The 24,564-nt window shown below is 68.9% G+C and carries 21 protein-coding genes; 14 read left to right on the top strand and 7 right to left on the bottom strand.

What is annotated here, in order from left to right; all coding sequences use genetic code 11:
- Positions 1 to 15: 15 nt before the first annotated feature.
- From ABDW61_RS10475 to ABDW61_RS10460, 4 genes are all read right to left on the bottom strand, one after another.
- Complete coding sequence (locus ABDW61_RS10475) at positions 16 to 1,659, bottom strand: hypothetical protein (RefSeq protein WP_343638456.1); 1,644 nt, start codon at positions 1,657 to 1,659, stop codon at positions 16 to 18.
- A gap of 195 nt (positions 1,660 to 1,854) precedes the next feature.
- Positions 1,855 to 2,823 carry a magnesium/cobalt transporter CorA gene (gene corA / locus ABDW61_RS10470; protein ID WP_343638454.1) on the bottom strand — a complete coding sequence of 323 codons (969 nt, stop codon included), beginning with the start codon at positions 2,821 to 2,823 and terminating at the stop codon, positions 1,855 to 1,857.
- Between the two features lie 52 nt (positions 2,824 to 2,875).
- A complete protein-coding gene (locus ABDW61_RS10465; protein ID WP_343638452.1) occupies positions 2,876 to 4,105 on the bottom strand; it encodes a Fic family protein in 1,230 nt (409 codons plus the stop codon).
- 67 nt (positions 4,106 to 4,172) lie between these two features.
- Entirely contained in the window at positions 4,173 to 5,165 is a 993-nt protein-coding gene (locus tag ABDW61_RS10460; protein WP_343638450.1) for a LysR family transcriptional regulator, read from the bottom strand.
- A gap of 148 nt (positions 5,166 to 5,313) precedes the next feature.
- On the opposite strand from ABDW61_RS10460, the gene ABDW61_RS10455 reads away from it, so the two are divergent.
- From ABDW61_RS10455 to ABDW61_RS10440, 4 genes are all read left to right on the top strand, one after another.
- Positions 5,314 to 5,568 (top strand): hypothetical protein, encoded by a 255-nt coding sequence (locus ABDW61_RS10455; protein WP_343638449.1) that lies wholly within the window; start codon positions 5,314 to 5,316, stop codon positions 5,566 to 5,568.
- Positions 5,569 to 5,826: 258 nt separating this feature from the next.
- Positions 5,827 to 7,074, top strand: a complete 1,248-nt coding sequence (locus ABDW61_RS10450; RefSeq protein WP_343638447.1) for a Fic family protein — start codon at positions 5,827 to 5,829, stop codon at positions 7,072 to 7,074.
- 58 nt (positions 7,075 to 7,132) lie between these two features.
- Positions 7,133 to 8,092 (top strand): Fic family protein, encoded by a 960-nt coding sequence (locus ABDW61_RS10445; RefSeq protein WP_343638445.1) that lies wholly within the window; start codon positions 7,133 to 7,135, stop codon positions 8,090 to 8,092.
- A 23-nt stretch (positions 8,093 to 8,115) separates the two neighbouring features.
- On the top strand, positions 8,116 to 8,961 hold the full coding sequence (locus ABDW61_RS10440) for a phosphatase PAP2 family protein (RefSeq protein WP_343638444.1): 846 nt from the start codon (positions 8,116 to 8,118) through the stop codon (positions 8,959 to 8,961).
- Here ABDW61_RS10440 and ABDW61_RS10435 read toward each other — a convergent pair.
- The 3 genes from ABDW61_RS10435 to ABDW61_RS10425 all read right to left on the bottom strand — a co-directional run bounded on the left by ABDW61_RS10435 (position 8,931) and on the right by ABDW61_RS10425 (position 11,279).
- A complete protein-coding gene (locus tag ABDW61_RS10435; RefSeq protein WP_343638443.1) occupies positions 8,931 to 9,722 on the bottom strand; it encodes a metallophosphoesterase in 792 nt (263 codons plus the stop codon). The genes ABDW61_RS10440 and ABDW61_RS10435 overlap by 31 nt on opposite strands.
- Positions 9,719 to 10,717 carry a diacylglycerol kinase family protein gene (locus ABDW61_RS10430; RefSeq protein WP_343638441.1) on the bottom strand — a complete coding sequence of 333 codons (999 nt, stop codon included), beginning with the start codon at positions 10,715 to 10,717 and terminating at the stop codon, positions 9,719 to 9,721. The genes ABDW61_RS10435 and ABDW61_RS10430 overlap by 4 nt, the downstream gene beginning before the upstream one ends.
- Positions 10,718 to 10,829: 112 nt before the next feature.
- Complete coding sequence (locus ABDW61_RS10425; protein ID WP_343638439.1) at positions 10,830 to 11,279, bottom strand: type II toxin-antitoxin system HicB family antitoxin; 450 nt, start codon at positions 11,277 to 11,279, stop codon at positions 10,830 to 10,832.
- Between the two features lie 353 nt (positions 11,280 to 11,632).
- Here ABDW61_RS10425 and ABDW61_RS10420 point away from each other — a divergent pair, with 353 nt between their 5' ends.
- From ABDW61_RS10420 to ABDW61_RS10375, 10 genes are all read left to right on the top strand, one after another.
- Positions 11,633 to 12,214, top strand: a complete 582-nt coding sequence (locus ABDW61_RS10420; protein WP_343638437.1) for a TSUP family transporter — start codon at positions 11,633 to 11,635, stop codon at positions 12,212 to 12,214.
- Between the two features lie 198 nt (positions 12,215 to 12,412).
- A complete protein-coding gene (locus ABDW61_RS10415) occupies positions 12,413 to 13,435 on the top strand; it encodes a LacI family DNA-binding transcriptional regulator (protein ID WP_343638435.1) in 1,023 nt (340 codons plus the stop codon).
- A gap of 313 nt (positions 13,436 to 13,748) precedes the next feature.
- Positions 13,749 to 15,014: an extracellular solute-binding protein gene (locus ABDW61_RS10410; RefSeq protein ID WP_343638433.1), complete on the top strand. Its 1,266-nt coding sequence runs from the start codon at positions 13,749 to 13,751 to the stop codon at positions 15,012 to 15,014.
- 14 nt (positions 15,015 to 15,028) lie between these two features.
- Positions 15,029 to 15,964: a sugar ABC transporter permease gene (locus ABDW61_RS10405; protein ID WP_343638431.1), complete on the top strand. Its 936-nt coding sequence runs from the start codon at positions 15,029 to 15,031 to the stop codon at positions 15,962 to 15,964.
- A gap of 14 nt (positions 15,965 to 15,978) precedes the next feature.
- The gene (locus ABDW61_RS10400; RefSeq protein WP_343638430.1) at positions 15,979 to 16,851 is read left to right on the top strand and encodes a carbohydrate ABC transporter permease; all 873 of its coding nucleotides are present in this window, start codon (positions 15,979 to 15,981) and stop codon (positions 16,849 to 16,851) included.
- Positions 16,852 to 16,933: 82 nt separating this feature from the next.
- A complete protein-coding gene (locus tag ABDW61_RS10395; RefSeq protein WP_343638429.1) occupies positions 16,934 to 18,292 on the top strand; it encodes a GH1 family beta-glucosidase in 1,359 nt (452 codons plus the stop codon).
- A 14-nt stretch (positions 18,293 to 18,306) separates the two neighbouring features.
- Entirely contained in the window at positions 18,307 to 19,434 is a 1,128-nt protein-coding gene (locus tag ABDW61_RS10390) for an ABC transporter ATP-binding protein (protein ID WP_343638428.1), read from the top strand.
- A 211-nt stretch (positions 19,435 to 19,645) separates the two neighbouring features.
- Entirely contained in the window at positions 19,646 to 22,702 is a 3,057-nt protein-coding gene (locus ABDW61_RS10385) for a TonB-dependent receptor (protein WP_343638426.1), read from the top strand.
- 134 nt (positions 22,703 to 22,836) lie between these two features.
- Entirely contained in the window at positions 22,837 to 23,562 is a 726-nt protein-coding gene (locus ABDW61_RS10380; RefSeq protein ID WP_343638424.1) for a SapC family protein, read from the top strand.
- Positions 23,559 to 24,557 (top strand): cupin-like domain-containing protein, encoded by a 999-nt coding sequence (locus ABDW61_RS10375; RefSeq protein ID WP_343638422.1) that lies wholly within the window; start codon positions 23,559 to 23,561, stop codon positions 24,555 to 24,557. Before ABDW61_RS10380 ends, ABDW61_RS10375 begins: the two co-directional genes overlap by 4 nt.
- Positions 24,558 to 24,564 lie beyond the last annotated feature (7 nt).

The following is a 24,564-nucleotide window of genomic DNA, read 5'->3' as shown; positions in this document are numbered from 1 at the left end:
GGCCGTGCCCCAGGATCAGGGCTTGTCGACGGTCACGGTGACGAAGTTCTTCGCCGGGTCGGCGCTGACGGCCACCTGCACGCCGCCGTAGGGCAGTTGCACCACCGTGTTGCAGGCATAGGCGCCGCCGCCCGAGCTCAGGCAGGCGTTGGGGGCGCGATAGCGCATGCCGTCGTACGGCGCGTTGTAGGTGATCTTGTCCGTGTGGTTGTCGTTCGTGAAGCTGCGGCTCACCAGGCCGGTGACCGGATCGGCGGCCGTGATCGTGTTGGCGTCGGCCACGATGGCGCTCAGGCCGGTGTTGTTCACGCTGAACTGCCAGTAGCCGGCGACGCGGCCCACGTCCGGCAGCGCCAGCTTGTCCCTGGCGGCCATCACGGTGACCGAGCCGTCATCGTTCTGCGCGACCAGGAAGTTGCGGCCCGATGCGTTGCGGAAGGCGAAGACGCGGGCGTGATCGCCTTGCGGGTCGTCGGCGTAGTCGAAGCCGCCATTGGCGTTGGCGACCAGGCGGCCCTTGGTCTGCGCGTCCTCGACGCAAGCGCCGTAGCCATTGCAGTTGTGCGACAGACCGTTCTTGCCATCGGCGGCGAAGACGGTGTCGCCGAAGCCGGCGTAGCCGCTGACGGCGTAGTTCACGAAGTCATAGGTGCCCGCGAGCGCGGCGACCTCGAGCTTCTGCTCCGGGAAGGCGACGCCGACCAGGCCGTTCAAGCCGGTGCCGGAGCTGAAGATGACGATGCCCGAGCGCGCGACCAGCGCGCGGGTGCCGGCGGGGTCGCCGATCTTGTAGTCGCAGGCGGCGTTCTTGGTCAGCGCGAAGGTGCCGTCGGTGCCGCTGACGGTCATCGCGGTGGTGTCGACCTTCATCAGCGAGTACTTGGCGCTGGTGAGGTCCAGCACGCGCAGGGTGCCGGTCTTGAAGCCCGGGCAGTCGCCGGGAGCTGCGGCCAGCACGGTGCCCAGCACGGCGCCGGTGGTCTCGCTGCCGGCTTTGCTGCTGGAGGCGACGGCGCCGGTCAGGTCCGACAGGGCCACGTTCGCGCCCTTGAGCAGGGTGCCGAGCTTGTCGAGCACGCCGTCGTAGCCGGCGCCGCTGCCCGCGGTCAGCGAGCCGCTGACGACGTCGGTGACGGCGCTGGTGTTCAGGCCGGCGCTGGTGAGCGATTGCAGCAGCGCGGTCTGCGCGGCGGCGACATCGCTGGCGGAGATGGCGGTGTTGGCCCCGAAGCCGGAGACGAAGGTCTTGGGATCGCCGCCGGCGAGGCGGGCGATCAGCAGCTCGGTCAGCGGCGTGATGTTGGCGGTGGTGGGAGCGAAGCCGGTGCCGGCGGCGACGGAGTGGAGCTCGGTCTTGCCGTCGCTGCTGGTGGCGGTCAGCACGCAGGGCAGGGCGCCGTTGACGATGGTGGCGGAGAAGGTGCCGGAGGCCGACGCGGTGACGGTGGCGGTGCCGGCGGCGCAGGCCAGCTTGACGGACGCGCTGGCCAGGGCGGCGCCGGTGGCGGCGGTGCCGGTGACGACGAGGGACTGCTGGGCCGGGTCGGGCGTGGGCGGCGAGGCGTCGCCACCACCGCCGCCGCAGGCCACGAGCAGGGCGGGCAGGAGGGCGGCGGAGGCCAGGGCCGCGGTCGCGGTCGATCGGTTCTGCTTCTTCATCGGGGTAGCTCTTTCGCTAGGTTTGTGCTTTCCGGGGCCGCCGACCGGGCGGTCCGCGGCGCGAGAAATTGTCTGCCCTGTAAAGCATGCGCCCAGTGGTGCGGATAGCGAAAGGAGCCCGTCGATCAGGAATTTGTGAAGTCCGGCTCAGAAGAAGCGGTTGGGATGTGGTGAAGACGGTACTCGCCCTGGACGCTACAGCCAGCCGGCCCTTCTGAACCGCCAGAACAGCACCCCGCAGGTGGCGGCGATGACGCCGAGCGCCGCCGGATAGCCCCAGCGCCACTTGAGTTCCGGCATGACCTCGAAGTTCATGCCCCAGATCCCCGCGAAGGCGGTGGCCGCCGCGAAGATCCCGGCCCAGGCCGCCAGCCGCTTGGTGATCTCGGAATCCTCGATCGCCGCCATCGACAGATGGACCTGGATGGCGGTGGTGGCCGAATCGCGCAGCGTGTCGAGCGCCGACTGCATGCGTTCCAGATGGTCGTAGACATCGCGGAAGTACTCGCGCGTGTCCTCGCAGATCGGCGGCACGCGGCCGCGCACCAGCTTGCCCACGGCATCCAGCAGCGGCGAGACCGCATGCTTGACGGTCGTGACGCGCTGCTTGAGCGCATACACCCGGCGGATGTTCTCGCGCGTCACGCCGGGCTCGAAGATCTGCCCTTCGATCGCATCGAGCTCGGCCTCCAGCGCCTCGATCACCGGGAAGTAGCGATCCACGACGGCGTCCATGATCGCGTACATCACGAAGCCGGGGCCGCGCCTGAGCATGTGCGGCTCCTTCTCCGCGCGGGCGCGCACGCCCAGCAGGTTCTGGGCGACGCGATTGCGGATCGACAGCACGAAGTTGCGGCCGGCGAAGATCGACACCTCGCCGGTGCAGAGCTCATCGGTGGGCGTGAACTGCACGGTCTGCATGACGGCGAACAGCGTGTCGCCGTACTCCTCGACCTTGGGCCGCTGCTGCCCGTGCAGCGCGTCCTCGACGGCGAGCTCGTGGAGGTCGAACTCCTCCTTCATCGCCAAGACTTCCTCGGGCGCGGCATCGCGCAGCGCGACCCAGACGAAGCAGTCGGGCAGCTTCAGGTAGTCACTGATCTCTTCCGGCCTGATGTCGGCAAGCCGGCGGCCGTCGCGGTACGCGACGCAGTTGATGAGCATGGTCTCTCGTTCTTGTGAGCGGCGTGATCCGCCGAGCGTAGCCCGGACCGGATCAAGACGGCATCAAGACAAACCGCGAGGGCGATGCACCGTCGGCCGCCTCCGGTGGAGGCGGTGGATCGTCCTCGTCCGGCTCGCGGTCGAGCAGGTCCAGGAAGGCCGTGTAGACGTGGATGCGGTCGCCCGCCAGGCCTGGCGCCTCGCGCAGCAGGCCCAGGTCCGTGAGCATCGCGGCGGCGCGGCCGACCGCGCGCGCGTCCAGGCCGGTGAGCGCGATGAGGTCGGCGTCTCGCGCGACCGGGCGCTGGCACAGCGCGCGGTGGACTTGCACGAGCGCATCGTCGACCCGCAGCGTCGAGCGGATCCGCGCGTCATCGATGACCCGCAAGGCCGTCAGGGCCTCGGCGGTGCCCACCGCCTGCGACGCGGTATCCGCCACCGCCGTCGCGAAGAAGCGCAGCCACGCTTCCCAGTCGCCGTGCTCGCGCACCTCCTGCAGCAGCCGGTAGTAGGTCTGCCGATGCCGCTTGAAGTGCAGCGACAGGTAGAGCAGCGGCGCCCGCAGCACGCGTTCGTGGACGAGGATCAGCGGAATCAGCAACCGGCCGAGGCGGCCGTTGCCATCCAGGTAGGGATGGATGCTCTCGAACTGCAGGTGCGCCAGTGCCGCCTTGATCAAGGTGGCGGTCGGCGCCGGCTGGTCGTTCAGGAATTTCTCGAGATCGGACAGGCAGTCGCGCAGCCGGTTCGGCGGCGGCGGCACGAACTGCGCCGCCCGGGGGGACCGCCCGCCAATCCAGTTCTGCGTGCGGCGGATCTCGCCCGGCGCCTTGCCGGCGCCGCGGCCTTGGCTCATCAGCAGCGCATGCATGTCGTTCATCAGGCGCGTGCACAGCGGCATGCCGGCCTTCAGACCGGCGAGCCCCCGATCGAGCGCCGCGACGTAGCAGGAGACCTCGCGCACGTCATGCAGCGGCACGTCCGGCGCGCCGTTGGCCTCGTAGAGCAGGAGGTCGGACAGCGACGACTGCGTGCCCTCGATGCGCGAGGACATCACCGCTTCCTTGCGCACGTAGCCGTAGAGCAGCACCGGCGTCTCCGGCATGCGCGAAGCCATGCCGTCGAGCCGGCCGATCGCCAGGTGCGCGGCGCTGAGCCGCTCCTGCAGATCCGCGTCGAAGCTCAGCGCCGGCACGGGCGGCAGCGGCCTGGGCACGAAGGCGCGGCAAGGCTCGCCGCCGGCGATCGATGGTTCGTGGTGTCCGGTGAGTCCGCGTTGCATGGGGCCTCCTCGATGAGAAGCCCGCGATGCTCCGCGCCGCGGCGCCGAAGACAATGACCGATATGCGCTAAGCCGCAGTCCGCGGCAGTGCCCGCGCGCCGGCTGCCACGACGTCGGCGACCTCGCCGATCATCTGGCGCAGCCAGCGCTGGGCGGGATCGGTCTCGGCACGGATGTGCCAGACCTGGCTGATGTCGATGCCGCGCAGCGCGAACGGCGGCAGGCGGCAGGCGAGCTGGCCGGCGAAGCCGGTCGCGGGCACGAAGCTGTCCGGCAGCACCGTGATCAGGTCGGACTGCTGCACCGCCATCGCGCCGGTGAAGAAGCTGTTGACCGTCATCGATACCGTGCGCTTGCGGCCCAGCTGCGCGAGCGCGTCGTCGACGAAGCCGTGCGCGCGGCCGCCGAAGCTCACACGCAGGTGCTGCGCGGCGCAGTAGGCGTCCAGCGTCAGCGCGCCGGGCTGGGCCAGCGGATGGTCCGCGCGCATCACGCAGACATAGCGGCTCGCGTACAGCGCCTCGCGGCGGAAGGCGGCGCTGTCGTCCTCGACCTGCAACTGCTCCGTCAGGTCGGGGAAGAAGCCGATCGCCAGGTCCGCCCAGCCCTGCTCCAGCAGCTCGCGCGGATCGCGCGTGGTGAGCGGCACCACGCGCAGCCCGACATGGATGCCCTCGTCCAGGAAGCGCCGCGCCAGTTGCGGCACGACCAGCGCCGCGGTCGCGTCCGCCATCGCCAGCGTGAAGCTGACCGTGTTGCCGGCCGCGCGCGGATCGAAGACCTGCGGCTCCAGCGCCTGCTGCAGGCTGGACAGCGCGCGCCGCACCACCGGCCACAGCGACTGGGCGTGCGGCGTCGGCTCGACGCCGGTGGAGGTCGGAATGAAGAGCTCCTCGTGCGTCGCCTCGCGCAGCCGGCGCAGCGCGTTGCTGACCGCGGGCTGCGTGATGGAGAGCCGGTGGGCGGCGCGGGTGACATGGCGCTCTTCCATCACCACGTCAAAGACGCGCAGCAGGTTCAGGTCGAGCGTCCGGAAGTTGACGGGGCGGGGCGGGCTCATCGGGCGGATGCTAATTCCGTCACGAGGCATTTCCGCCAGTGATGACCCGATTCGGAAGCGCAATTGGCGTCCTCTACGTGAAAACCGCAATATCTCGACCACGGCGCCAGGACCTTCGTCCGGTGCCTCCAGAAAGAAGGGAAACGCCATGATCACCACCACGCTGAATGTCCAAGTGATGGCTGCCGACGCAGCCCGGGCCCGCACCGCGAGCGCGGCCGGCGAGCGTCTGGTGGGCCTGGCGCTGCGCGCCGGCCGGGCCGTCGTCGGCGCCGTGCACACCGTCGCCGAACTCCGCCCCCGCGAAGCCGTCCTGCGCGCCGCCCAGGAGCAGTCGGCCGAGCGTCCGGACCTGGCCTTTTCGCTGCGCCGCGTGGCACGCAACGGCTGGATGATGTACTGATCGGTTTCTTCGGGACGCCTGACCAGCGTCCGCTCCTGCAAGGAAAGGCCGGGCCGCGAGGTCCGGCCTTTTTCTTTGTGGCGCGGCCGCCGCGCGGCAGTCGTCGCGCGACATCCTCGCCCCGTCGCAAAGCGGCTCCGCCAGTCGGGGTCCGTCAAGTCGAGCGCAGGTCAGGCCGCGGCCACCTGATTTTTGGCCGGGTCGCCCGCATCCGCATCGCAACATCGTCGCCTTGTTGTCCGAAGAGCGAGGTGAGCAATGGATGCAGTGATTCAAAGCGGATGGGCGAGGCCTCAGGCCACGGGGCGCGTCCCCTTCGGCGGACACGAGCCGGCGTGGCTTCGCGCGGCGGAACCCGACGCGCCCTATCTCCCGGACGACCTCGCGCCGGTCGACTGGTCCGAGGCCTCGCTGCGCCTGCAGGCATGGCTGGACGTCTCCCTGTCCGACCGGCCGCCCGCGCGGTACGACCGGTCTCTCGCCGAGCGCTATGTGCCCAATGCGTCCTCGCTGTTGCCGAAGGCCTTGGCCGACCAGCTGTTCCAGGCCAGCCGCTGGTACGAGACGCTGCCGCGAGGCGCCTTCGCGCGGGCCGTCGAGGAGGCGTTCGTGCTCGACCTGGCCTGGTCGTCGTCGAGGCTGGAGGGCAACTCGCTCTCTCGAAAGCAGAGCCAGGCGATCTTCAGCCTGGGCAGGCTGATCGAGGATCCGCGCTCGGCCCACGACGACGACGTGCGGATGCTCATCAACCACAAGAACGCCGTCGAGTATCTGGTCCATGCGGCACCGAATCAGCGCTTCAGCGTGGAGTTCGTCTTCGCGGTCCACGACCTGCTGATGGACGGTCTGATGTCCGATCGCCTCGACCAAGGCCGGATCCGGTCGCACGAGGTCGAGGTCGTTGGCGCGGCGTTCGAACCGGAGCAGCGGCGCGATGCGCTCCGGGACCAGCTCGATCTGGTGCTCGCCAAGGCCGCCGCCATCCGCAACCCGGTCGAAGCCGCCTTCTTCCTGTGGGTTCACCTCGCGTATCTGCAGGCGTTCGCCGATGGCAACAAGCGCACGAGCCGCGTGGTCGCCAACCTGCCGCTCCTTCTGCGCAACTGTGCGCCGCTCTCGTTCGAGGGCATCGATGAGGTCGACTACGGGCGAGCCATGCTGGGCGTGTACGAGCGCCAGGATGTCTCGATGGCCATCGACCTGTTCGTGCACACCTACCGGAGGTCGATGCGCAAGTACGTCGCCCTGCTTGCGACGCGGCCGCGCATCGATGCCCGCGTCGCCCGCTTCCGGGATGAGCTGCTGCGCGTGATCCGCGCGGTGGTCGTGGAGCGGCGTTCAGCCGCGGCCGCCATTGCGTTCGAGTGCCTGGAGCCGTCGGACGCGGGAGAGTTCGGCGAGCTTCTGGCGGAACGGCTCCGGACCTTGGCGCCTCGTCACGCCTTGCGATTCGACATCGATGAGCCGCTGATCGACAGCTGGATCGCCGCGGGCCGGCCGCATTGACCAGCGACGACGAAGCACCCCTGACTCAACGAGGTGAGCGATGAACCTGCTCTTCGACATGCCGCTGACGGCGGCGATGGAGGTCGCCGAGCCAGAAGCGGCCTATGACTCGTCCCTGCCAGGCGCGCCGGCGTGGTCCGGGCGCTCGCTCCAGATGTTCGACTTCATGGAGATCCCGGTCGACTTTCGTACCCGCGTGCCCTATCGCCGCGAGTTCCTCGACGCCTACCAGCCCAACGTCGATTCGTTGCTGCCGCCGTCACTGGCCAGTTCGCTTCATTCGGAGGCGCGATGGGACAAGGGGCGGTGCCAATTCCACGGGGCGCTCAGCCTGATGACGGATTTCGTCGAGGACTTCTGCTGGTCCTCGTCGAAGCTCGAGGGCTGCACGCTGTCCCGCGCGGAGTCGAACGCGCTGTTGAGCCTCAGCCCTGACCTCCAGAACGGCGTGGCGGCACGGAGCGAGCATGCGCGCATGGTGCTCAATCACCATCACGCCTTGGAGGTGCTGGCATCTCGACCGGACGAGCGCTTGGATCTGAAGTTGATTCTGGACGTGCAGGAGGCGCTGATGAATGGCCTGCTGCCCGCAGCGCAACGCGGGAAGGTCCGTGGCGTCGGCATCTACATCCAAGGCACGGCCTACAAGCCGACCGAGGACTTCTCGCTGTTGCAGGAGATGCTCGAGCAGATCGCCGTCAAGGCGTCAGCGATCCGCAATCCGGTCGAAGCCTCGTTCTTCCTCTGGCTGCACCTCGCTTACCTGCAGGCCTTCCGTGATGGCAACAAACGGACTGGACGGCTGTGCGCCAACAAGCCGCTGCTGCGAGGCCACTGCGCGCCGCTCAGCTTCAGCGACGTCGACCCGCAGGACCACGTGGTCGCGTTGCTTGGCGTGTATGAGCGCAACGATGTGTCCGTCGCGGTCGATCTGTTCGAGTGGATGTACCGGCGGTCGATGAAGAAATATCCGTGGCTGCTGTGGGAAGCCGGTGATTTCAGGCCAACGTCGCGTTAACGGTCACCCCGCACAATGCGCGCATGTTTTCCGTTTCCCTTCTCGACGCCGCCAGCTTTGCCGGGCGGCATGCACTGACGGTCTACGGCGTGCTGCTGCTCGTGGTCATCGTCACCGCCTGGATCGGTTCGCGCGCGCTGCTGCCCGACCGCGGCGGCGCGCCCGCCAGGCCAGAGCCGCTGTCCCCCGCCGCGTTGCTGCTGCGCTTCACGGCCGGCTTCGCCTTCCTCGCCGGCGGCGCGATGCTGTTCGCCGAGATCGCCGAGGCGCTGCACACCGAGCAGACCCTTGGCCAGCTCGACGAGGCCTTCATCGTGGCGATGATCGACCGTGTCCCCGATGCCGCGTTGCACGGCTTCTTCCTGCTGACGACGGTCGGCAACCGCGACACGCTGATCGGCCTGGGGGTGACGGTGGCGCTGCTGTTGCTGGTGCTGCGGCGCCATGGACTGGCGCTGGGCTGGTCGCTGGCGATGCTCGGCAACGCCGCGCTGAACCCGCTGCTGAAGCAGGTCTTCGAGCGCGCCCGTCCGGTGCATCCGACGCACTGGCTCACCGAGGACGGCTTCAGTTTTCCGAGCGGCCACAGCTCCGGCACCGTCATCGCGATGGGCATGCTGGCCTATCTGGCGGTCCGGCTGTTGCCCAGACGCTGGCATGTGCCGGCCTGGATCCTGGCCGCGGCGCTCGCGTTCTCGGTGGGCGCAAGCCGTGTGTTCCTGCGCGTGCACTTCCCGAGCGACGTGCTCGCCGGATTCGCGTCGGGCTCGGCCTGGCTGACCGTGTCCATCGTCAGCATCGAGCTCGCACGCTGGGCTCGCCGGCGGCGCGCCGCGGTTCAGAGCAGCGGCGTCGAACTCACGCGCTGAAAGAGCCCAGCCGTCTCGTCCACGTCCCAGCGTTCGGCGGACGCGGCCCGGCCGGGGCCGGTCCGGATCACGTTGACCGAATTGGGAATCCCGCCGCGCACGCGGGTGCTCAGCGCCGTGCCCGCCTGGATTGCCCAGACGGGCCGCGGCAGATCCGCCCGGCGCTCGTGCAGCGGCAGCACATAGGGCAGATGGATGTGGCCGCCGACCACCGCATCGGCGCCGGCCTCCGACCAGCGCTTCACGGCCTCCGAGTGGCCGCGCAGCAGGTTGATGACGTCGGAGCTTCGCGTCACCGCCACCGGTTGATGGACGGCGATCAGGCGCACCTGGCCGGGCCGCGCCCGCGCGAGCCGCTGTGCCGTGCGCTCGATCTGCGCGGGTGACACCTCGCCATGCTTGTGGCGGTAGCGGCGCGTCGTGTTGAGCGCGATCAGCAGCAGATCGTCGGTTTCGAACTCGCTGTCCTGCGCGGGGCCGAAGACGCGTTCGTAGCGCTGATAGGGATGCAGGAAACGCGTGTGCAGCGCATAGAGCGGGATGTCGTGATTCCCGGGAATGGTCAGGCGAACGGGCGTCCGCAGGTTGTCGAGGAAGGCCTTTGCGCGCGAGAACTCGATGGCGCGGGCGCGCTGGGTGATGTCGCCGGTGACCAGCACCAGGTCTGGCCGCAGGTCGGCGCACAGCCGCTCGAGCGCGGCCAGGGCCATCGGGCGCTCGGTGCCGAAGTGCGGATCGGAGACCTGCAGCACCACCGTCATCCGCCGGCCTCCGATTCCGCCGCCGCGAGGCTGGCCTGAGCCTGACGCCGCTCTTCCGGGAGCCCATCGGGGCGGATCAGCATCAGCGGATGCGGTGCGACCTCGAAGCGCAGCGGGAGCGTCATCCACAGCACTTCGCCGTCGGTGGCGACTTTCACGCGGCGGGTGCCGAAGCGGTGCGGGCGGACGGTGAGCCGCTGGAAGGCGAAGTTGACGATCTGGTCGGCGTCGCGGAGCCGTCCGAGCGCGCCGCGCATGAGCAGCTTCAGCAGGCCCCATCGGCCGACGGGCTTGAGCATCACGCCGGCGAGCGAGCCGCCGTCGATGGCGCGCGCCTCAGGCAGGCCGACCTGTTCCATCTGGAGCGCGTTGTTGCCGACGAAGACCGTCGGCGTGCGGACGTTGCGGGGCTGGCCGTGGAGTTCGATCGTGAGGCTGAGGCTGCGATGGCCGCGCAGGATGGTGGCGAGCACGGCGCCGGCGGCGACGAGGCGGCTGCGGCCGAACTGCTGCTTCCAGACCTCGCGGTCCTCGAGGGATTGCGAATAGAGGCCCAGGCTCGCGTTGACGATGAAGACGCGCTCGTTGAGCAGGCCGACCTGCACGGGTGAGGCGGTTTCGGTGAGCAGCACGCGCAGCGCGGCGTCGAGGTCGGCGGGGATGCCGTGGGTGCGTGCGAAGTAGTTGAAGGTGCCGCGCGGCAGCACGCCGAAGGCGCAGCCGCTGCCGAGCACGGCCTGCGCGACGCAATTGATCGTGCCGTCCCCGCCCGCGGCGACGACGACGCCCCCCGCATCGCGAGCGCGGCGCACGGCCTCGCTGGCGATGGCCGGGAGCTGGTCGGGGGATTCGACGGGCAGGAGTTCGCAGGCGCGTCCAGCGGCGCGGCAGGCGGCCTCGACGGCCGGGCCGACTTCATCCCGGTCCCCTCGGCCCGAGGCGCGGTTGAACACGACGAAGAACGGTGGGGAGGGGGTGGGGAGGGACTCGGACATGGGCAAGATCTGCTACCGCAGCTAGGCGAACTTGAGATTGGACGATAACCGCCCTGGCAAGCTGAGCGCCCGGCGTCGCGGCTTCAGATCGCCGTTCGGCACGACGGCCCCATCATCGGCCTGTCGGCATGGCTGCCTCCTCCAAGCCGATCACCAGCCTGCGCCCCAGCAGATGCACGGCCTCTGCGATGCGCGGCAACTTGGACGCGTGATGTGGGTCAAGAAGCCGACGCACTTCCTTCTCGTCCACCCCGAGGCGGCGCGCCAACTGCACCTTCGACACACTTGCCGACTGCATCGCGGCATGGAGCGCTGCCTTGGCGACCGTCTCCGGGGGCGGTGACACCATGTGCTCACGTCGCCGCGCACGGGTCGCGGGCGGGAATGCAATGCCGTCGGACATATACAGGGCGAAGACCTCATCCATCGCGTCGGCCGCCTCGTTCAATGCGTCTTCCAGGTCCTCGCCCTGGGTGATCAGCTCCGGAAGATCGCGACAGGTGACGACAAAGCCTCCCTCCGATGCCGGCTGCAGATGCACCGCGTACTCAAATCGTTCCATGGCTTTCTCCTTCACAAGTCAGTGACTCGAATACCGAGTTGCGAGCACATGGCGTGCAGGGTGCCCGTCTTCAGTTCATCTTTCGGGTTTCGGACCACAGTCCTGGCCGCCCCGAAATAGAGCAGCTGATGACTGCCCTTGCCGCGCTTTGTGTCCAAGAGCACGGTCAGATCACGAGCCCGTCCCAGTGCCTTGATGCGCCTGATGAATTCGCTGCCAGTCGTGATGCGAACTCTCGGACGATTATGTCCGATACATCAATGACAGCAACGTGTAGAGGTCAGCGCGACGCCACCTTCATCTGGTGGTAGATCCACTGGTGAGTGGCACCAGAAGCGCGAAGGCATCAGGTGATGCCCTCGCTGGTCACGAACGCCGCGCAATGTCTCGGTCCCGCATGGCGGCGGCTCGCGGCCACGCTCTGGCCGGTCTGGCTCGGCATGGCGGCGGCGACCGTCTGGGGACCGGATCTCAGCGCGATCACGCCTATCGACGCGCGGCTCGCATTGGGCGCGATCCTCGTCGTTTACGGACTTTGGGGGCTCTGGAAGCCCGTTGTCCCGCAGGTCTCGCACGGCGCGTGGTGGATCGGTCTTGCCGCCGGACTCGCGACCGGCTTCGTCACCGCCTCGACGGCGGTCTTCGTGCTGCCGCTCGTGCCCTACCTGCAGGCATTGCGCCTGGACAAGGACACGATGATCCAGGCGCTCGGTCTGTCCTTCACCGTCGCGACGCTCGCGCTGGCCGCGCGGCTGCACGCGTTTGAAGGCGGCATGCTGCTGTCGATGCCGCCGCTCGTGGCGCTGGCTGCGGCGATCGTCGGACTCGCACTCGGCGCCGCGGTGCGGGCGCGCATCAGCGCGGCGACTTTCCAGCGGGCGCTGTTTCTCGTGTTCATCGCGCTCGGCACGGCCAATCTGTGGCGGGCGCTGTGATCAAGGCGTGCACCAGATTCACCATGCGGGTCCGGCTCAACTCAATCGGAACGCCGACGCGAGTTCATTCATCCGCTCCGCCTGATCGTTGAGCGAGGCCGCCGACGCGGCGAGCGCGAGGGTGCCGTGGAGGCGCGGATTTCGAACGCGCATCCCGTCCCTTAAACTCGCCCGCGCCCACGACAACGCTATCCCGCCATGAAGAGCACCAAGACCGCCCGCCCGTCATCCAAGGTGACGCTGGGCATGGTCGCCGAAGCGAGCGGGGTTTCGCCGAGCACCGTCTCGCGCATCCTCAACGGCACCGCCGTCGTCAGCCAGGAAAAGAAGGACGCCGTTGACCGAGCCATCGCCGAGCTCGGCTTCGTTCCCAACCCGATCGCGCGCGTGCTCGCCGGCGGGCGCTCGCAGAGCGTGGGCGTCGTCACCCAGTCCATCGACAGCCCCTATTACGGCGTCGCGCTGCGGGGCGTCGAGGAGGTCCTCGACGCCGCCGGCTTCATCCCGCTGTTCGCCAGCGGGCATTGGAACGCGAAGGAAGAACAGCGCTGCATCGACACGCTGCGCGCGCGCCGCGTCGATGGGCTCATCGTGCTCACCGGCCGGCTCAGCGACGAGGCGCTGCGCAAGCTCGCGAAGGAGCTGCCGGTCGTCGTCACCGGAAGGACGCTGAAGGCGCAGGGGCTGTACTCGCTGAACTTCAACGACTTCGAGGGCGCGCGCCTGGCCACCCATCACCTGCTCGCGCAAGGGCATCGCAAGATCGCGTTCATCGCCGGAGACCCGGTCCACCCCGATGCGCAGGAGCGGCTGCGCGGGTATCGCGCGGCGCTCGAGGCGGCAGGCGTGAAGTACAAGCCGGCGCTGGTGCTGCCCGGGATGTTCCATGAAGAGAGCGGGTTGATGGCGGTCGAGCGGCTCATCGACAGCCGCGAGCCGTTCACGGCGATCTTCGCGGCCAACGACCAGATGGCGTTCGGCGCGTCGCTGGCGCTCTATCGGCGCGGACTGCGCGTGCCCGAGGATGTGTCGATCGTCGGGTTCGATGACCTGGCGGGCGCGGCGCATTGCATTCCGCCGCTCACCACCATCCATCAGGCGGGGCTCGAGCTCGGGCGATGCGCCGCGCAGGCGCTGCTGGATCTGCTCGCGGACAAGACACCGACGGCGCAGCTTCCAGAGCCACGGCTGATCGCGCGCTCGTCCACACGGGCGATTTGAGCTTCGCGGCGCTGCCGTACTTCCAAGACCCCTCTCCCCCGCCCTCTCCCCGCAAAGCGGGGCGAGGGAGTTGCATGCTGGGCACTCTGCCTACTCGTAGAGCGAGGGAGTCATTCGACGCTCAATGCTGCGAAGTCAACTCCCTCGCCCCGCGTGCGGGGAGAGGGCAGGGGAGAGGGGCGTCGACTCACAGCGCGCAGCGCTGCTGGATTGAAGGCCAGCGGCCTTCCTAGCGATAACCCTGGTACGTTCCTCTGTTGACACCGATATCATGAAAGCGCTTTCATAACAACGATCGACGGAGACGGACAGCATGCGGCAGTGGCCCCGATGGATGTCGGCGGTGGCGTTGGCCCTCGGCGCGAGCCTGGCGGGGTCGGGCGTTGCCTTCGCCGGAACCACGCTCACCGTCGCTGCGTTCCCCGCCATCGACGAGATCGTCCGCTCCGCGCTCCCCGCGTGGCACGCGCTGCATCCCGACGTCGAGGTGAAGATCGTCAGCCGTGAGCTCAACGACCACCACACCGCGATGACCACGGCCCTCTCCACCGCCAAGGGCCTGCCCGACGTGATGGCGCTGGAGATCGGCTATCTCGGCCGTTTCGCCCAGGGCACCGGCCTCGAGGACCTGTCCCAGCCCCCTTACAACCTCAGCCGCGAGCGCGGCCGCTTCACCGCCTACGCCTTCGACCAGGCGACGACGCCCTCCGGCGCCGTCCTCGCGGTGCCGACGGACATCGGCCCCGGCACGCTGCTCTACCGCGCCGACCTGCTCGCCAAAGCCGGCCTGAAGGAGACCGATCTCACCGCCAGCTGGGACGGCTACGTCGCCGCCGGCGCGAAGCTCAAGGCCGCGACCGGCGCCTATCTTCTGGCTCATGCCCGCGACATGAAGGACATCCTCATCCGCACCGGCCTGCAGCCCGGCGAGGGCCTCTACTTCGACAAGGACTCCCGCCCGCTGGTGACCTCACCGCGCTTCGTCCGCGCCTTCGAGCTCGCGCGCGCCGTGCGCCGCCAGCAGCTCGACGCCAAGGTCACAGCCTGGTCCTCCGACTGGACCGAGGGCTTCAAGCGCGGCGGCATCGCGACGCAGATGTCGGGCGCCTGGCTCGCGGGCCACCTCAACACCTGGCTCGCCCCCGGCACGCGCGGCAAGTGGCGCGCGGCGCAGCTCCCCGAAGGCGCCTTCGCCGCCTACGGCGGCACCTTCTTCGCCATGGCCCGCCACGGCGACGCCGCCCGCAAGCCGCTGGCCTACGAGTTCATCCGCTTCATGACGACCAACCGCGCGCAGCAGCTTGCCGCGTTCAAGGCGCAGGACGCCTTCCCCGCGCTGATCGACGCCCAGACCGATCCCTTCTACGACCAGCCGCTGCCCTTCCTCGGCGGCCAGGCCGCGCGCCGCGACTGGCGCGCCGCTGCCGCCCACATCCGCGCCTTCCCGGTGCACAAGCAGGATGCCTTCGCCCGCGAGGTCATCGACACCGAACTCGACAAGGTGCTCGACCGCGACAAGGACATCGCCGCCGCGCTCGCCGACGCGCAGCGGCTGCTCCAGCAACGCGCCCGCCGCTGATCCGGAATCCGACGATGACTTTCCGCCTCCCTCCCGCCTTGCGCCTGTCGCCGCGCCACGCGCCCTACGCGCTGCTCGCGCCCTTCCTGCTGCTGTTCGCCGTCTTCGGCCTGTTCCCGCTGCTGTTCTCGCTCTACCTGGCCTTCCACAGCTGGGAACCGACCAGCGGCCTGGGCGCGATGCACTGGGTCGGGCTGGACAACTTCGCCTTCGCGCTGCAGGACGAGTGGTTCTGGAAGTCGCTGCGCAACACCGGCTGGCTCGCGATCGCCTCGGGCGTGCCGCAGCACCTGGTCGCGATCCCGCTCGCCACCTTCCTGCACCTGGCCTTCAGGCGCTGGCGCAATCCGATGGTCGGGGCCTACTTCCTGCCCTACATCACGTCCTCCGTCGCCATCGCGATCCTGTTCAGTTCGCTGTTCTCCACCGACTACGGCCTGATCAACCTCGCCCTGGCCACGCTGCGCGAGATCCCGCTGCTGGGCCACCTGGTGCCGCAGGCCGCGGTCGACTGGCTCAACGATCCCGACGCGCTCAAGCCCGCCATCTCGATGATCGTGTTCTGGCGCTACGTCGGCTTCAACGTCGTGCTCTACCTGGCCGCGCTGCAGACCATTCCGCCCGACCTCTACGAGGCCGCGACCATGGACGGCGCCAGCCGCCTGCAGCAGTTCTTCCACATCACGCTGCCCAGCCTGCGCCCGATGATCTTCTTCGGCGTGACGCTCAGCGTCATCGGCGGCCTGCAGCTGTTCGAGGAACCCTTCATCCTCACCGGCGGCAAGGGCGGCTCCGACCAGGCCGGCATGAGCGCCGCGGTCTACCTCTACCGCAACGCCTTCGACTTCAACGACTTCGGCGCCGCCAGCGCGATGTCCTGGCTGCTGTTCTTCATCGTGGCCGCGCTGACGTGGCTGACGAACCGCGCCTTCCGCCGCAAGGGCGACTGAGGCCGAGCCCGACCATGAGCACCACGATGCCCGCCCCCTTCGACGCCGCCGCGCCGCGCGCCGCCCAGCCGCCCCGCATGACCGCCTGGGCCGCCTACCTGCTGGTGGGCGCCGGCGCGCTGATCATGCTGGCGCCGTTCTATTTCATGTTCGTCTTCGCGACGCACTCCCGCACCGAGATCTTCAGCCTGCCGCCGCCGCTCTGGTTCGGCGACGACTTCCTGAACAACGTCGACATCCTCACCAAGCGCCTGCCTTTCTGGCGCAACCTCGGCCTGAGCCTGTACGTCGGCGTGTGCAACACCGCGCTGACGCTGCTGTTCTGCTCGATGGGCGGCTACGCCTTCGCGATGTACGAGTTCCGCTTCAAGAAGGCGCTCTTCGGCCTGGTGATGGGCACCATGCTGCTGCCCAGCTTCATGAACATGATCCCCAGCTTCATGATCATGGACCTGCTGGGCTGGATCGATCAGCCGCGCGCGCTCTACATCCCTGGCGCGGCCAGCGCGTTCGGCATCTTCCTGATGCGCCAGTTCATCACCTCGGCCGTGCCGCGCGAACTCGTCGAGGCGGCGCGCATGGACGGCTGCGGCGAGCTCGGCATCTACGCCCGCATCGTGCTGCCGCTGCTCAAGCCGGCGCTGGGGACGCTCGGCCTGATCACCTTCATCTCGTCCTGGAACAACTTCATCGGGCCGCTGGTCGTCATGCGCTCGCCCGAGATGTACACGCTGCCGCTGGCGCTGCGGTCGCTGCAGAGCCCCGTCGACACCGAATGGGGCGCGCTGATGGCGGGGTCCGCCATCGCGACGCTGCCGCTGATCGTGCTCTTCGTCCTGTGCTCACGGCAGCTCATCTCGGGCCTGACCGTCGGCGCGGTGAAGTGACGCGCCACGCCTCGCACCTCATCGCACGCGCCTTCAGCCTCTCGCCTTCCGCCCTCCAACAACCATAAGCACGCCTGCTCCGATGTCATCCTCTCCTTTGCCGACCGCCTCCGCCAAGCGCTTCCCCGACGACTTCGTCTGGGGCGTCGCCACCAGCGCCTTCCAGATCGAGGGCGCCCACGACGCCGACGGCAAGGGCCCGTCGATCTGGGACAGCTTCTGCCGCCAGCCCGGCGTGATCGCCGACGGCAGCAGCGGCGACGTCGCCTGCGACCACTACGCGCGCTGGGAGCAGGACCTGGACATGATCCGCGACCTGGGCGTGCAGGCCTATCGCTTCTCGGTGTCCTGGCCGCGCGTGCGCCCGACCGGCGACGGCGACTGGAACGAAGCTGGCCTGGCCTTCTACGAGCGGCTCGTCGACGGCCTGCTCGCGCGCGGCCTCAAGCCCTACCTGACGCTGAACCACTGGGACCTGCCGCAGGCGCTGCAGGACACCGGCGGCTGGGGCAACCGCGCCACCGTCGAGCGCTTCGTCGAGTACGCCGTGGGCATCGCGAAGCGGCTGGGCCACAAGGTGGTCTCGATCGCCACGCACAACGAGCCCTGGGTGGTCGCGCAGCTCGGACACGAGACCGGCGTCTTCGCACCCGGCCTCAAGGATCGCCGCCTGGCCGCGCAGGTCTCGCACCACCTGCTGCTCAGCCACGGCCTGGCCGTGACCGCGATGCGCGAGCTGCAGCTCAAGGCCTCGCTGGGCATCGTGCTGAACATGGCCCCGATGTATCCCGCCACCGACTCCGATGCGGACCGCGCCAAGGCCCGGCTCGAGGACGGCAAGCTGCGCCGCTGGTACATGGACCCGCTGTTCAACGGCCACTATCCCCAGGACGTGATCGAGCACCTGGGCGATGACGCGCCGTACGTCGAGGCCGGCGACATGGACCGCATCCGCGTGCCCATCGACTTCGTCGGCATCAACTACTACTCGCGCGGCATGGCCAGCGCGGACAACAGCTTCGATCCGAAGGCCAGCGGCCTGGAGCTCACCGACATGGGCTGGGAGGTCTACCCCCAGGGCCTCACCGACCTGCTGGTCTCGGTGCATCGCGACTACCCGGCGGCCAAGCGCCTGTACGTGACCGAGAACGGCGGGGCCTTCCGCGATCCGGTGGGCGCCGACGGCCGCGTGCATGACGCCGACCGCACCCGCTACCTGGACACGCACATCGCCGCCGTCGGCGACGCGATCGCGCAGGGCGTGCCCATGGGCGGTTACATGGTGTGGAGCCTGATGGACAACTTCGAATGGGCGTCCGGCTACGAGAAGCGCTTCGGCATCGTGCACGTCGATTACGCGACGCTGCGCCGCACGCCCAAGGACAGCGCGCTCGCGTACCGCGACTTCGTGCTGCAACGGCGCGCCGCGCGCCAGGGCTGAACGGGAGCACCGTCATGGGACAAGTCACGCTGCGCGGCATCCGCAAGCGCTACGGCGATCACGAGGTGATCCAGGGTCTCGACCTGGACGTGCGGGACGGCGAGTTCATGGTCTTCGTCGGGCCGTCGGGCTGCGGCAAGAGCACGACGCTGCGCATGATCGCGGGCCTGGAGGAGATCAGCGGCGGCGACCTGCTGATCGACGGCCGGCGCGCCAACGACCTGCGTCCCGCCGACCGTGGCGCGGCCATGGTGTTCCAGAGTTATGCGCTCTACCCGCACATGACGGTGGCCGAGAACATGGGCTTCGCGCTGAAGATGGCCGGCGTCGGCCGCGCCGAGCGCGACGAGCAGGTGCGCCGCGCCGCCGAGGTGCTGCGCATCTCCGACCTGCTGCAGCGCACGCCCAGGCAGTTGTCCGGCGGCCAGCGCCAGCGCGTGGCCATCGGCCGCGCCATCGTGCGCAAGCCCAAGGTCTTCCTGTTCGACGAGCCGCTGTCCAACCTGGATGCCGCGCTGCGCGTGGACATGCGCATCGAGCTCACGCGGCTGCATCAGCAACTGGGCACGACCATGATCTACGTCACCCACGACCAGGTCGAGGCGATGACGATGGGCGACCGCATCGCGGTCTTCAACCAGGGACGCATCGAGCAGCTCGGCGCGCCGATGGACCTCTACCGTCATCCGGCCAACGAGTTCGTCGCCGGCTTTCTCGGCGCGCCCAAGATCAACCTCATCGACCGGCCCGACGCCAACACGCCGGGCGCCGCGCGCCAGCTGTGGGACGCGCTCGGCGGCGCCGCGCGGCCGGCGGCCAGGCGCCTGGGCCTGCGGCCCGAGCATCTGCGTCTGGCCGCAGCGGATGAGCCCGGCGCCGTGTCCGCCATCGTGGCCCTGGCCGAGCACCTGGGCGATGTCTCGATCCTGCACCTCAAGGTGGACGGCCTGCCCGGCCTGATCACCGCGAAGCTCCCCGCCGGGGCGGCCTCGCTGCACGACGGAGACGCGGTGCGCCTGCTGGCCGACGCCAGTCACGCGCTGGCCTTCGACGCCGACGCGCGCGCGCTCGAGTCGCGCGGCGCCGCGGCCCACGCGGCCGCCAACACCGCCGCCAACACCGCCGCCAACACCGCCGCTTGAAGGCGGCTCCCGTTTCCGCAGTACCCCGCGCCGCTGTGGCGCGGATCCCTCGCTAGGGAAAGTCAGTAGAGGACCCGGAGCCGAAGCGGATAAATTCTGAAAGCGCTTTCAGAATCGTCCGGCAAAGCGACCGGCGCCAGCTTGCCCTGCATCGTTCGGGCCCGCCATCGAGGGGGGTCATGGCCAAGACTGAGAGAGAACAAGGAGACAAATGAAGCACGTCCACCCCACCCGACAGCGGCCCGGCCGCGGTCCGCAGCGCCAGCCGGTGGCCGCCGCCTGCGCCTGGCTGTTCTTCGCCGCCGCCGCGCACGCGCAGCAGGCGCCCGCCGCGCCCGAAGCGCCCGCCTCCGACGCGCAGCGCAAGGCCGACGCGCAGATCGACACGGTCGTCGTGACCGGCATCCGCCAATCGCTGGACACCTCGCTGAACCTCAAACGCCAGCAGCGCGGCGTGGTCGACGGCATCGTCGCCGAGGACATCGGCAAGTTCCCCGACACCAACCTGGCCGAATCGATGCAGCGCATCTCGGGCGTGTCGATCGACCGCTCGATGGGTGAAGGCTCCAAGGTCACGGTGCGCGGCGTCGGCCCCGACTTCAACCTGGTGCTGCTGAATGGCCGCCAGATGCCGGCCTCGACGATCGCCGACACGGGGCCGTCCAACTCGCGTGCCTTCGACTTCGCCAACCTGGCCTCGGAGTCGATCTCCGCGCTGGAGGTCTTCAAGACCAGCCGCGCCAGCACGCCCACCGGCGGCATCGGCGCGACCATCAACATCAAGACCGCGCGTCCGCTCGACACGAAGAAGACCGTGGCCAGCATCGGCGTGAAGGCGGTGCATGACGCCGGCAACTCGCGGCTGCCGGACAACCTCAAGGGCGACAGCGTGACGCCGGAAGTCTCCGGCATCTACAGCTCGACCTTCGCGGACGGCAAGTTCGGCATCGCGGTCAGCGGCAGCTTCCAGAAGCGGGACCTGGGCTACAACAGCGCCGGCGTGCCCAATGGCTGGCTGCCGTTCAAGGGCGACGAGGGCGGCTGGGGCTCGATCCCGCAGGCCGGCCAGCCCGGCTCGGAGCGCATCACGAACCGCCCGGGCCCGACCGACGTCTACTCGGTGCCGCAGAACCTGAACTACAACATGAACGGCGTGAGCCGGGAGCGCACGAACGGCCAGTTGACGCTGCAGTTCGCACCGATCAAGTCGCTGGTGGCGACGGTGGACTACACCGCATCGCAGAACAAGATCCACACCCGCCGCAACGACGTCTCGGCCTGGTTCAACTTCGGCCCGTCCACCAGCGCCTGGACCCAGGGACCGGTCTCCGCGCCGCTGAGCTACAGCGAAATCATCGACGCCACCAAGAACCCCGCCGACATCGCCATGGGCGGCGCCGACTTCGCGGTGAAGAACAAGAACCAGTCGCTGGGCTTCAACCTCGACTGGAAGGCCAATGACAAGCTGCGCTTCGAGTTCGACGCGCACCACTCGACGGCGACCTCGGGCGCGGACAGCCCCTGGGGCACGAACAACGTCATCGGCACGGCCAGCTACACGCGCGGCACCACCACGGTGGACTTCAGCCAGAAGCTGCCGATCCTGATGATCGATGGCCAGGCCGATCCGGCGCTGCAGAAGGTCACGGGATCGTCCTTCCGCAACAGCTACATGAAGTCGCAGGTGGACCAGCAGCAGCTGCGCGGCAACTGGAAGATCAGCGACGAGTCCAAGCTGGACTTCGGCCTGGGCCTGTCCAAGGTGCGCAACCGCTCGGCCTATTCCAATGTCCAGCTCGACACCTGGGGCGGCGCAACCAGCGAGGCCGACTATCCCGACAACGTCTGGCAGCAGCAGAACCTGCACAACTTCTTCGGCAACATCTCGGGCGGCGGCGATCCGCGCCTGTTCAGCAAGTTCTACACCTTCGATTTCGCCACGGTGCGCGACCTAGCGGCGGCCGCCGCGGCGGCGGCCAAGGCCAAGGATCCGAACAGCCCGCTGTCGGCCGACAAGTACCTGGCGTCCAACGTCTTCGACACCGACCGCCGCACCAGCGAGAAGTCCACCAGCGCCTACGCCGAGTACACCCGCGAGTGGGAGCTGGGGGTGCCGATGAGCGCCACGATCGGCATGCGCTACGAGAAGACCAAGGTCACCTCGAGCGCGCTGGTGCCGATCGCCACGGGCATCAGCTGGGGCTCCAACAACGAACTGACGGTGAAGAAGGGCACGCCCGGCTTCACGACGCTGGACGGCAGCTACAAGTACTGGCTGCCCAGCATCGACTGGGACGCGGACCTGACCGACAAGCTCAAGCTGCGCGCCAGCTATGGCACCTCGCTGGGCCGGCCGGGCTGGGACGCGATCCAGGGCGGCCAGACGCTCAACGACCTGGCGCGCATCAACGGCGGCACCGGCGCGCAGGGCAACCCGGCGCTCAAGCCGTTGAAGTCCAAGAACATCGACTTCTCGCTGGAGTACTACTACGCGCCGTCGAGCTATGTGGCGGCGGGCTATTTCCGCAAGAACATCTCGAACTACATCGGGTCGACGCTGGTGAACATGACCCCGTTCAACCTGCACACCCCGATCGGCGGCAAGTACTACCAGGCGGCGCAGACGACCGGCGCGTGCAATGGCGACATCACCTGCATCCGCGACTACATCCTCAACAACTTCAACGGCCAGCCGGGCGTGACGAAGACGGGGACCGCGAACGGCCATGCGACGGGTGACATCGTCGGCCAGCCGGACGATCCGATCGCCAACTTCCAGATCACGGTGCCGGCCAACACGCGCTCCAACAGCCTGAGCGGCTTCGAGCTGAACGTGCAGCACGCGTTCGGGCGCAGCGGCTTCGGCGTGGCGGCGAACTACACCAAGGTCAAGTCCGGGCTCAAGTACGACAACATGAGCTTCGACCAGCAGTACGCGCTGGTGGGGCTGAGCGACTCGGCCAACCTGGTGGGCTTCTTCGAGAACAGCACCTTCAGCGTGCGCGTGGCCTACAACTGGCGGGACAAGTTCCTGGCGGCCGTGAACGACGGCAACACTCTGGGCCGCTCGGCGCCGATCTACACGGAGCCCTACTCGCAGGTGGACGTGAGCCTGGGCTACAACTTCAGCGAGCGGCTGAGCTTCCAGGCGGAGGTGATCAACCTGGGCGACTCGGTGCTGCGCCAGCATGGCCGCACCTCCGAGGAGGTGTTCTCGGTGACGCAGACCGGACGCCGCTACATGCTGGGCCTGCGCTACAAGTTCTGAGCTCGCCGGAAGGTCTCCTGGCGTTTCCCGGCGCGCGGCGTCCTCACCGATCCGCGCGCCGGGCCATTTCTGGCGACCCGGCCTCCAGACTTCTCCTCTTCCGCGGCGCGTCGCGCTCGACCACGATTGGCCCCATGACCACAGTCCTCCTGAACGGCCGCGACCATGGCGCGATGCGCGTCGTGACCCGCCGTGGCAGCGCCTACGGCGACGGCGCGATGAGCGCGCCGCTGTTTCCCGCGGAGTTCCGCAACGCGCAGGCGCATTACCCGATCGTCTTCCGCGACGATGGCGGCGGCCTGCATCCGGTGGCGCTCTTCGGCCTGGCCGAGGGGCGCAACCTGTTTCTCGCGCAGTCCGGACCGGACACGGTCTGGGATGCGCACTACCTGCCGTGGTCGGTGGAGCGCCAGCCCTTCATGATCGGGCGCGGCGGCGGCCCCGGCGGCAACGACGAGTTGCAGCTGCACGTGGACCTCGCGCATCCGCGTGTGCGCCTGGCCGAGGACGGCGACACCGCGCTCTTCGACGGCCACGGCCGTCCCACGGCGTACGTGGAGCGCGCCGCCTCGCTGCTGCGCGCGATCCATGACGGCATGCTGGCGCTGCCGGCATTCATGGACGCGCTGATGACGCATCGGCTGCTCGAGTCCTTCGTGCTGGACATCGAGTCCGACGACGGCGCGGTCACGCGCATCGCGGGCTTCCACGCGATCCATGAAGAGCGCCTGGCCGCGCTCGACGGCGAGGCACTGGCCGCGCTCCAGCGCGCCGGCCACCTCGAGCCCGTCTATATGGCGGTGGCGTCGATGTCGCAGCTGCGCGGCCTCATCGAGCGGCATCGCCGCCAAGGCGCGTGAAGCCGATCCGCGAGATCGCGGCCGCGGCAGGCCGTCTGCCCGAGGGCCTGCTCGAGGCGGCGGAGCCTGTCGTGCTGCGCGGCCTGGTCGCGCATTGGCCAATGGTCGAGGCGGCGCGGCGATCCGATCGCGCGGCGGTCGACTACCTGCGCCAGTGCTGGCGCGGCGAAGCGGTGGCGATCATGACCGGTCCGCCGGAGATCGACGGACGCTTCTTCTACAACGACGAGTTCACCGGCTACAACTTCGGCCGCCAGGACGCGCCGCTGCCGGCAGTGCTGGAGGCGCTGCTGGAGTTGCGCGGCGATCCGCGGCCGCCCTGCTTCTATGTCGGATCGACCTCGGTCGACACCTGCCTGCCCGGCTTTCGCGCGCACAACGACCTGGACGTCGGCCATCCCGATCCGCTGGTGAGCGTGTGGCTGGGCAATCGCAGCCGCATCGCCCCGCACTACGACCTGCCCGACAACATCGCCTGCGTGGTCGCGGGGCGGCGCCGCTTCACGCTGTTCCCGCCGGAGCAACTGCCCAATCTCTACGTGGGCCCGCTCGACTTCACGCCGGCCGGTCAACCGGTGAGCCTGGTCGACCTGAAGCGGCCCGACTTCGCGCGCTACCCGCGCTTCGCCGAGGCGCTCGCGCAGGGCCAGGACGCGGTCCTCGAGCCTGGCGACGCGCTCTACCTCCCGAGCATGTGGTGGCACCACGTCGAGGCGCTGGAGGGCTTCAACGCGCTGATCAACTACTGGTGGCGGCAGTCGCCCGACCACATGGACTCGCCGGTGGCGGCGCTGATGCTGGCGCTGCTGACGATGCGCGACCTGCCGCCGCCGCAGCGGCGGGCGTGGGAGGGCATCTTCAGCCATTACGTCTTCCACGCCGATGCCGACACCGCGGCCCATGTCCCCGAGCACGCGCGCCATGCCTTGGCGCCGCTGACCGACGAAGGCGCGCGTCATCTGCGCGCGCACCTGATCCAACGCCTGCAACGCTGAGGAGCTC

This window comes from Roseateles sp. (genome assembly GCF_039595595.1).
In the GTDB taxonomy this organism is placed as follows: Bacteria; Pseudomonadota; Gammaproteobacteria; order Burkholderiales; family Burkholderiaceae_C; genus Roseateles.
Note: the sequence above shows the minus strand (reverse complement) of the source record. Positions and strands in the feature narration are given on the sequence as shown.

Coding starts and splice junctions, on each gene's coding strand:
- ABDW61_RS10475 (WP_343638456.1), bottom strand. CDS start 1,659: ATGAAGAAGCAGAACCGATCGACCGCGACCGCGGCCCTGGCCTCCGCC.
- corA (WP_343638454.1), bottom strand. CDS start 2,823: ATGCTCATCAACTGCGTCGCGTACCGCGACGGCCGCCGGCTTGCCGAC.
- ABDW61_RS10465 (WP_343638452.1), bottom strand. CDS start 4,105: ATGCAACGCGGACTCACCGGACACCACGAACCATCGATCGCCGGCGGC.
- ABDW61_RS10460 (WP_343638450.1), bottom strand. CDS start 5,165: ATGAGCCCGCCCCGCCCCGTCAACTTCCGGACGCTCGACCTGAACCTG.
- ABDW61_RS10455 (WP_343638449.1), top strand. CDS start 5,314: ATGATCACCACCACGCTGAATGTCCAAGTGATGGCTGCCGACGCAGCC.
- ABDW61_RS10450 (WP_343638447.1), top strand. CDS start 5,827: ATGGATGCAGTGATTCAAAGCGGATGGGCGAGGCCTCAGGCCACGGGG.
- ABDW61_RS10445 (WP_343638445.1), top strand. CDS start 7,133: ATGCCGCTGACGGCGGCGATGGAGGTCGCCGAGCCAGAAGCGGCCTAT.
- ABDW61_RS10440 (WP_343638444.1), top strand. CDS start 8,116: ATGTTTTCCGTTTCCCTTCTCGACGCCGCCAGCTTTGCCGGGCGGCAT.
- ABDW61_RS10435 (WP_343638443.1), bottom strand. CDS start 9,722: ATGACGGTGGTGCTGCAGGTCTCCGATCCGCACTTCGGCACCGAGCGC.
- ABDW61_RS10430 (WP_343638441.1), bottom strand. CDS start 10,717: ATGTCCGAGTCCCTCCCCACCCCCTCCCCACCGTTCTTCGTCGTGTTC.
- ABDW61_RS10425 (WP_343638439.1), bottom strand. CDS start 11,279: ATGGAACGATTTGAGTACGCGGTGCATCTGCAGCCGGCATCGGAGGGA.
- ABDW61_RS10420 (WP_343638437.1), top strand. CDS start 11,633: ATGCCCTCGCTGGTCACGAACGCCGCGCAATGTCTCGGTCCCGCATGG.
- ABDW61_RS10415 (WP_343638435.1), top strand. CDS start 12,413: ATGAAGAGCACCAAGACCGCCCGCCCGTCATCCAAGGTGACGCTGGGC.
- ABDW61_RS10410 (WP_343638433.1), top strand. CDS start 13,749: ATGCGGCAGTGGCCCCGATGGATGTCGGCGGTGGCGTTGGCCCTCGGC.
- ABDW61_RS10405 (WP_343638431.1), top strand. CDS start 15,029: ATGACTTTCCGCCTCCCTCCCGCCTTGCGCCTGTCGCCGCGCCACGCG.
- ABDW61_RS10400 (WP_343638430.1), top strand. CDS start 15,979: ATGAGCACCACGATGCCCGCCCCCTTCGACGCCGCCGCGCCGCGCGCC.
- ABDW61_RS10395 (WP_343638429.1), top strand. CDS start 16,934: ATGTCATCCTCTCCTTTGCCGACCGCCTCCGCCAAGCGCTTCCCCGAC.
- ABDW61_RS10390 (WP_343638428.1), top strand. CDS start 18,307: ATGGGACAAGTCACGCTGCGCGGCATCCGCAAGCGCTACGGCGATCAC.
- ABDW61_RS10385 (WP_343638426.1), top strand. CDS start 19,646: ATGAAGCACGTCCACCCCACCCGACAGCGGCCCGGCCGCGGTCCGCAG.
- ABDW61_RS10380 (WP_343638424.1), top strand. CDS start 22,837: ATGACCACAGTCCTCCTGAACGGCCGCGACCATGGCGCGATGCGCGTC.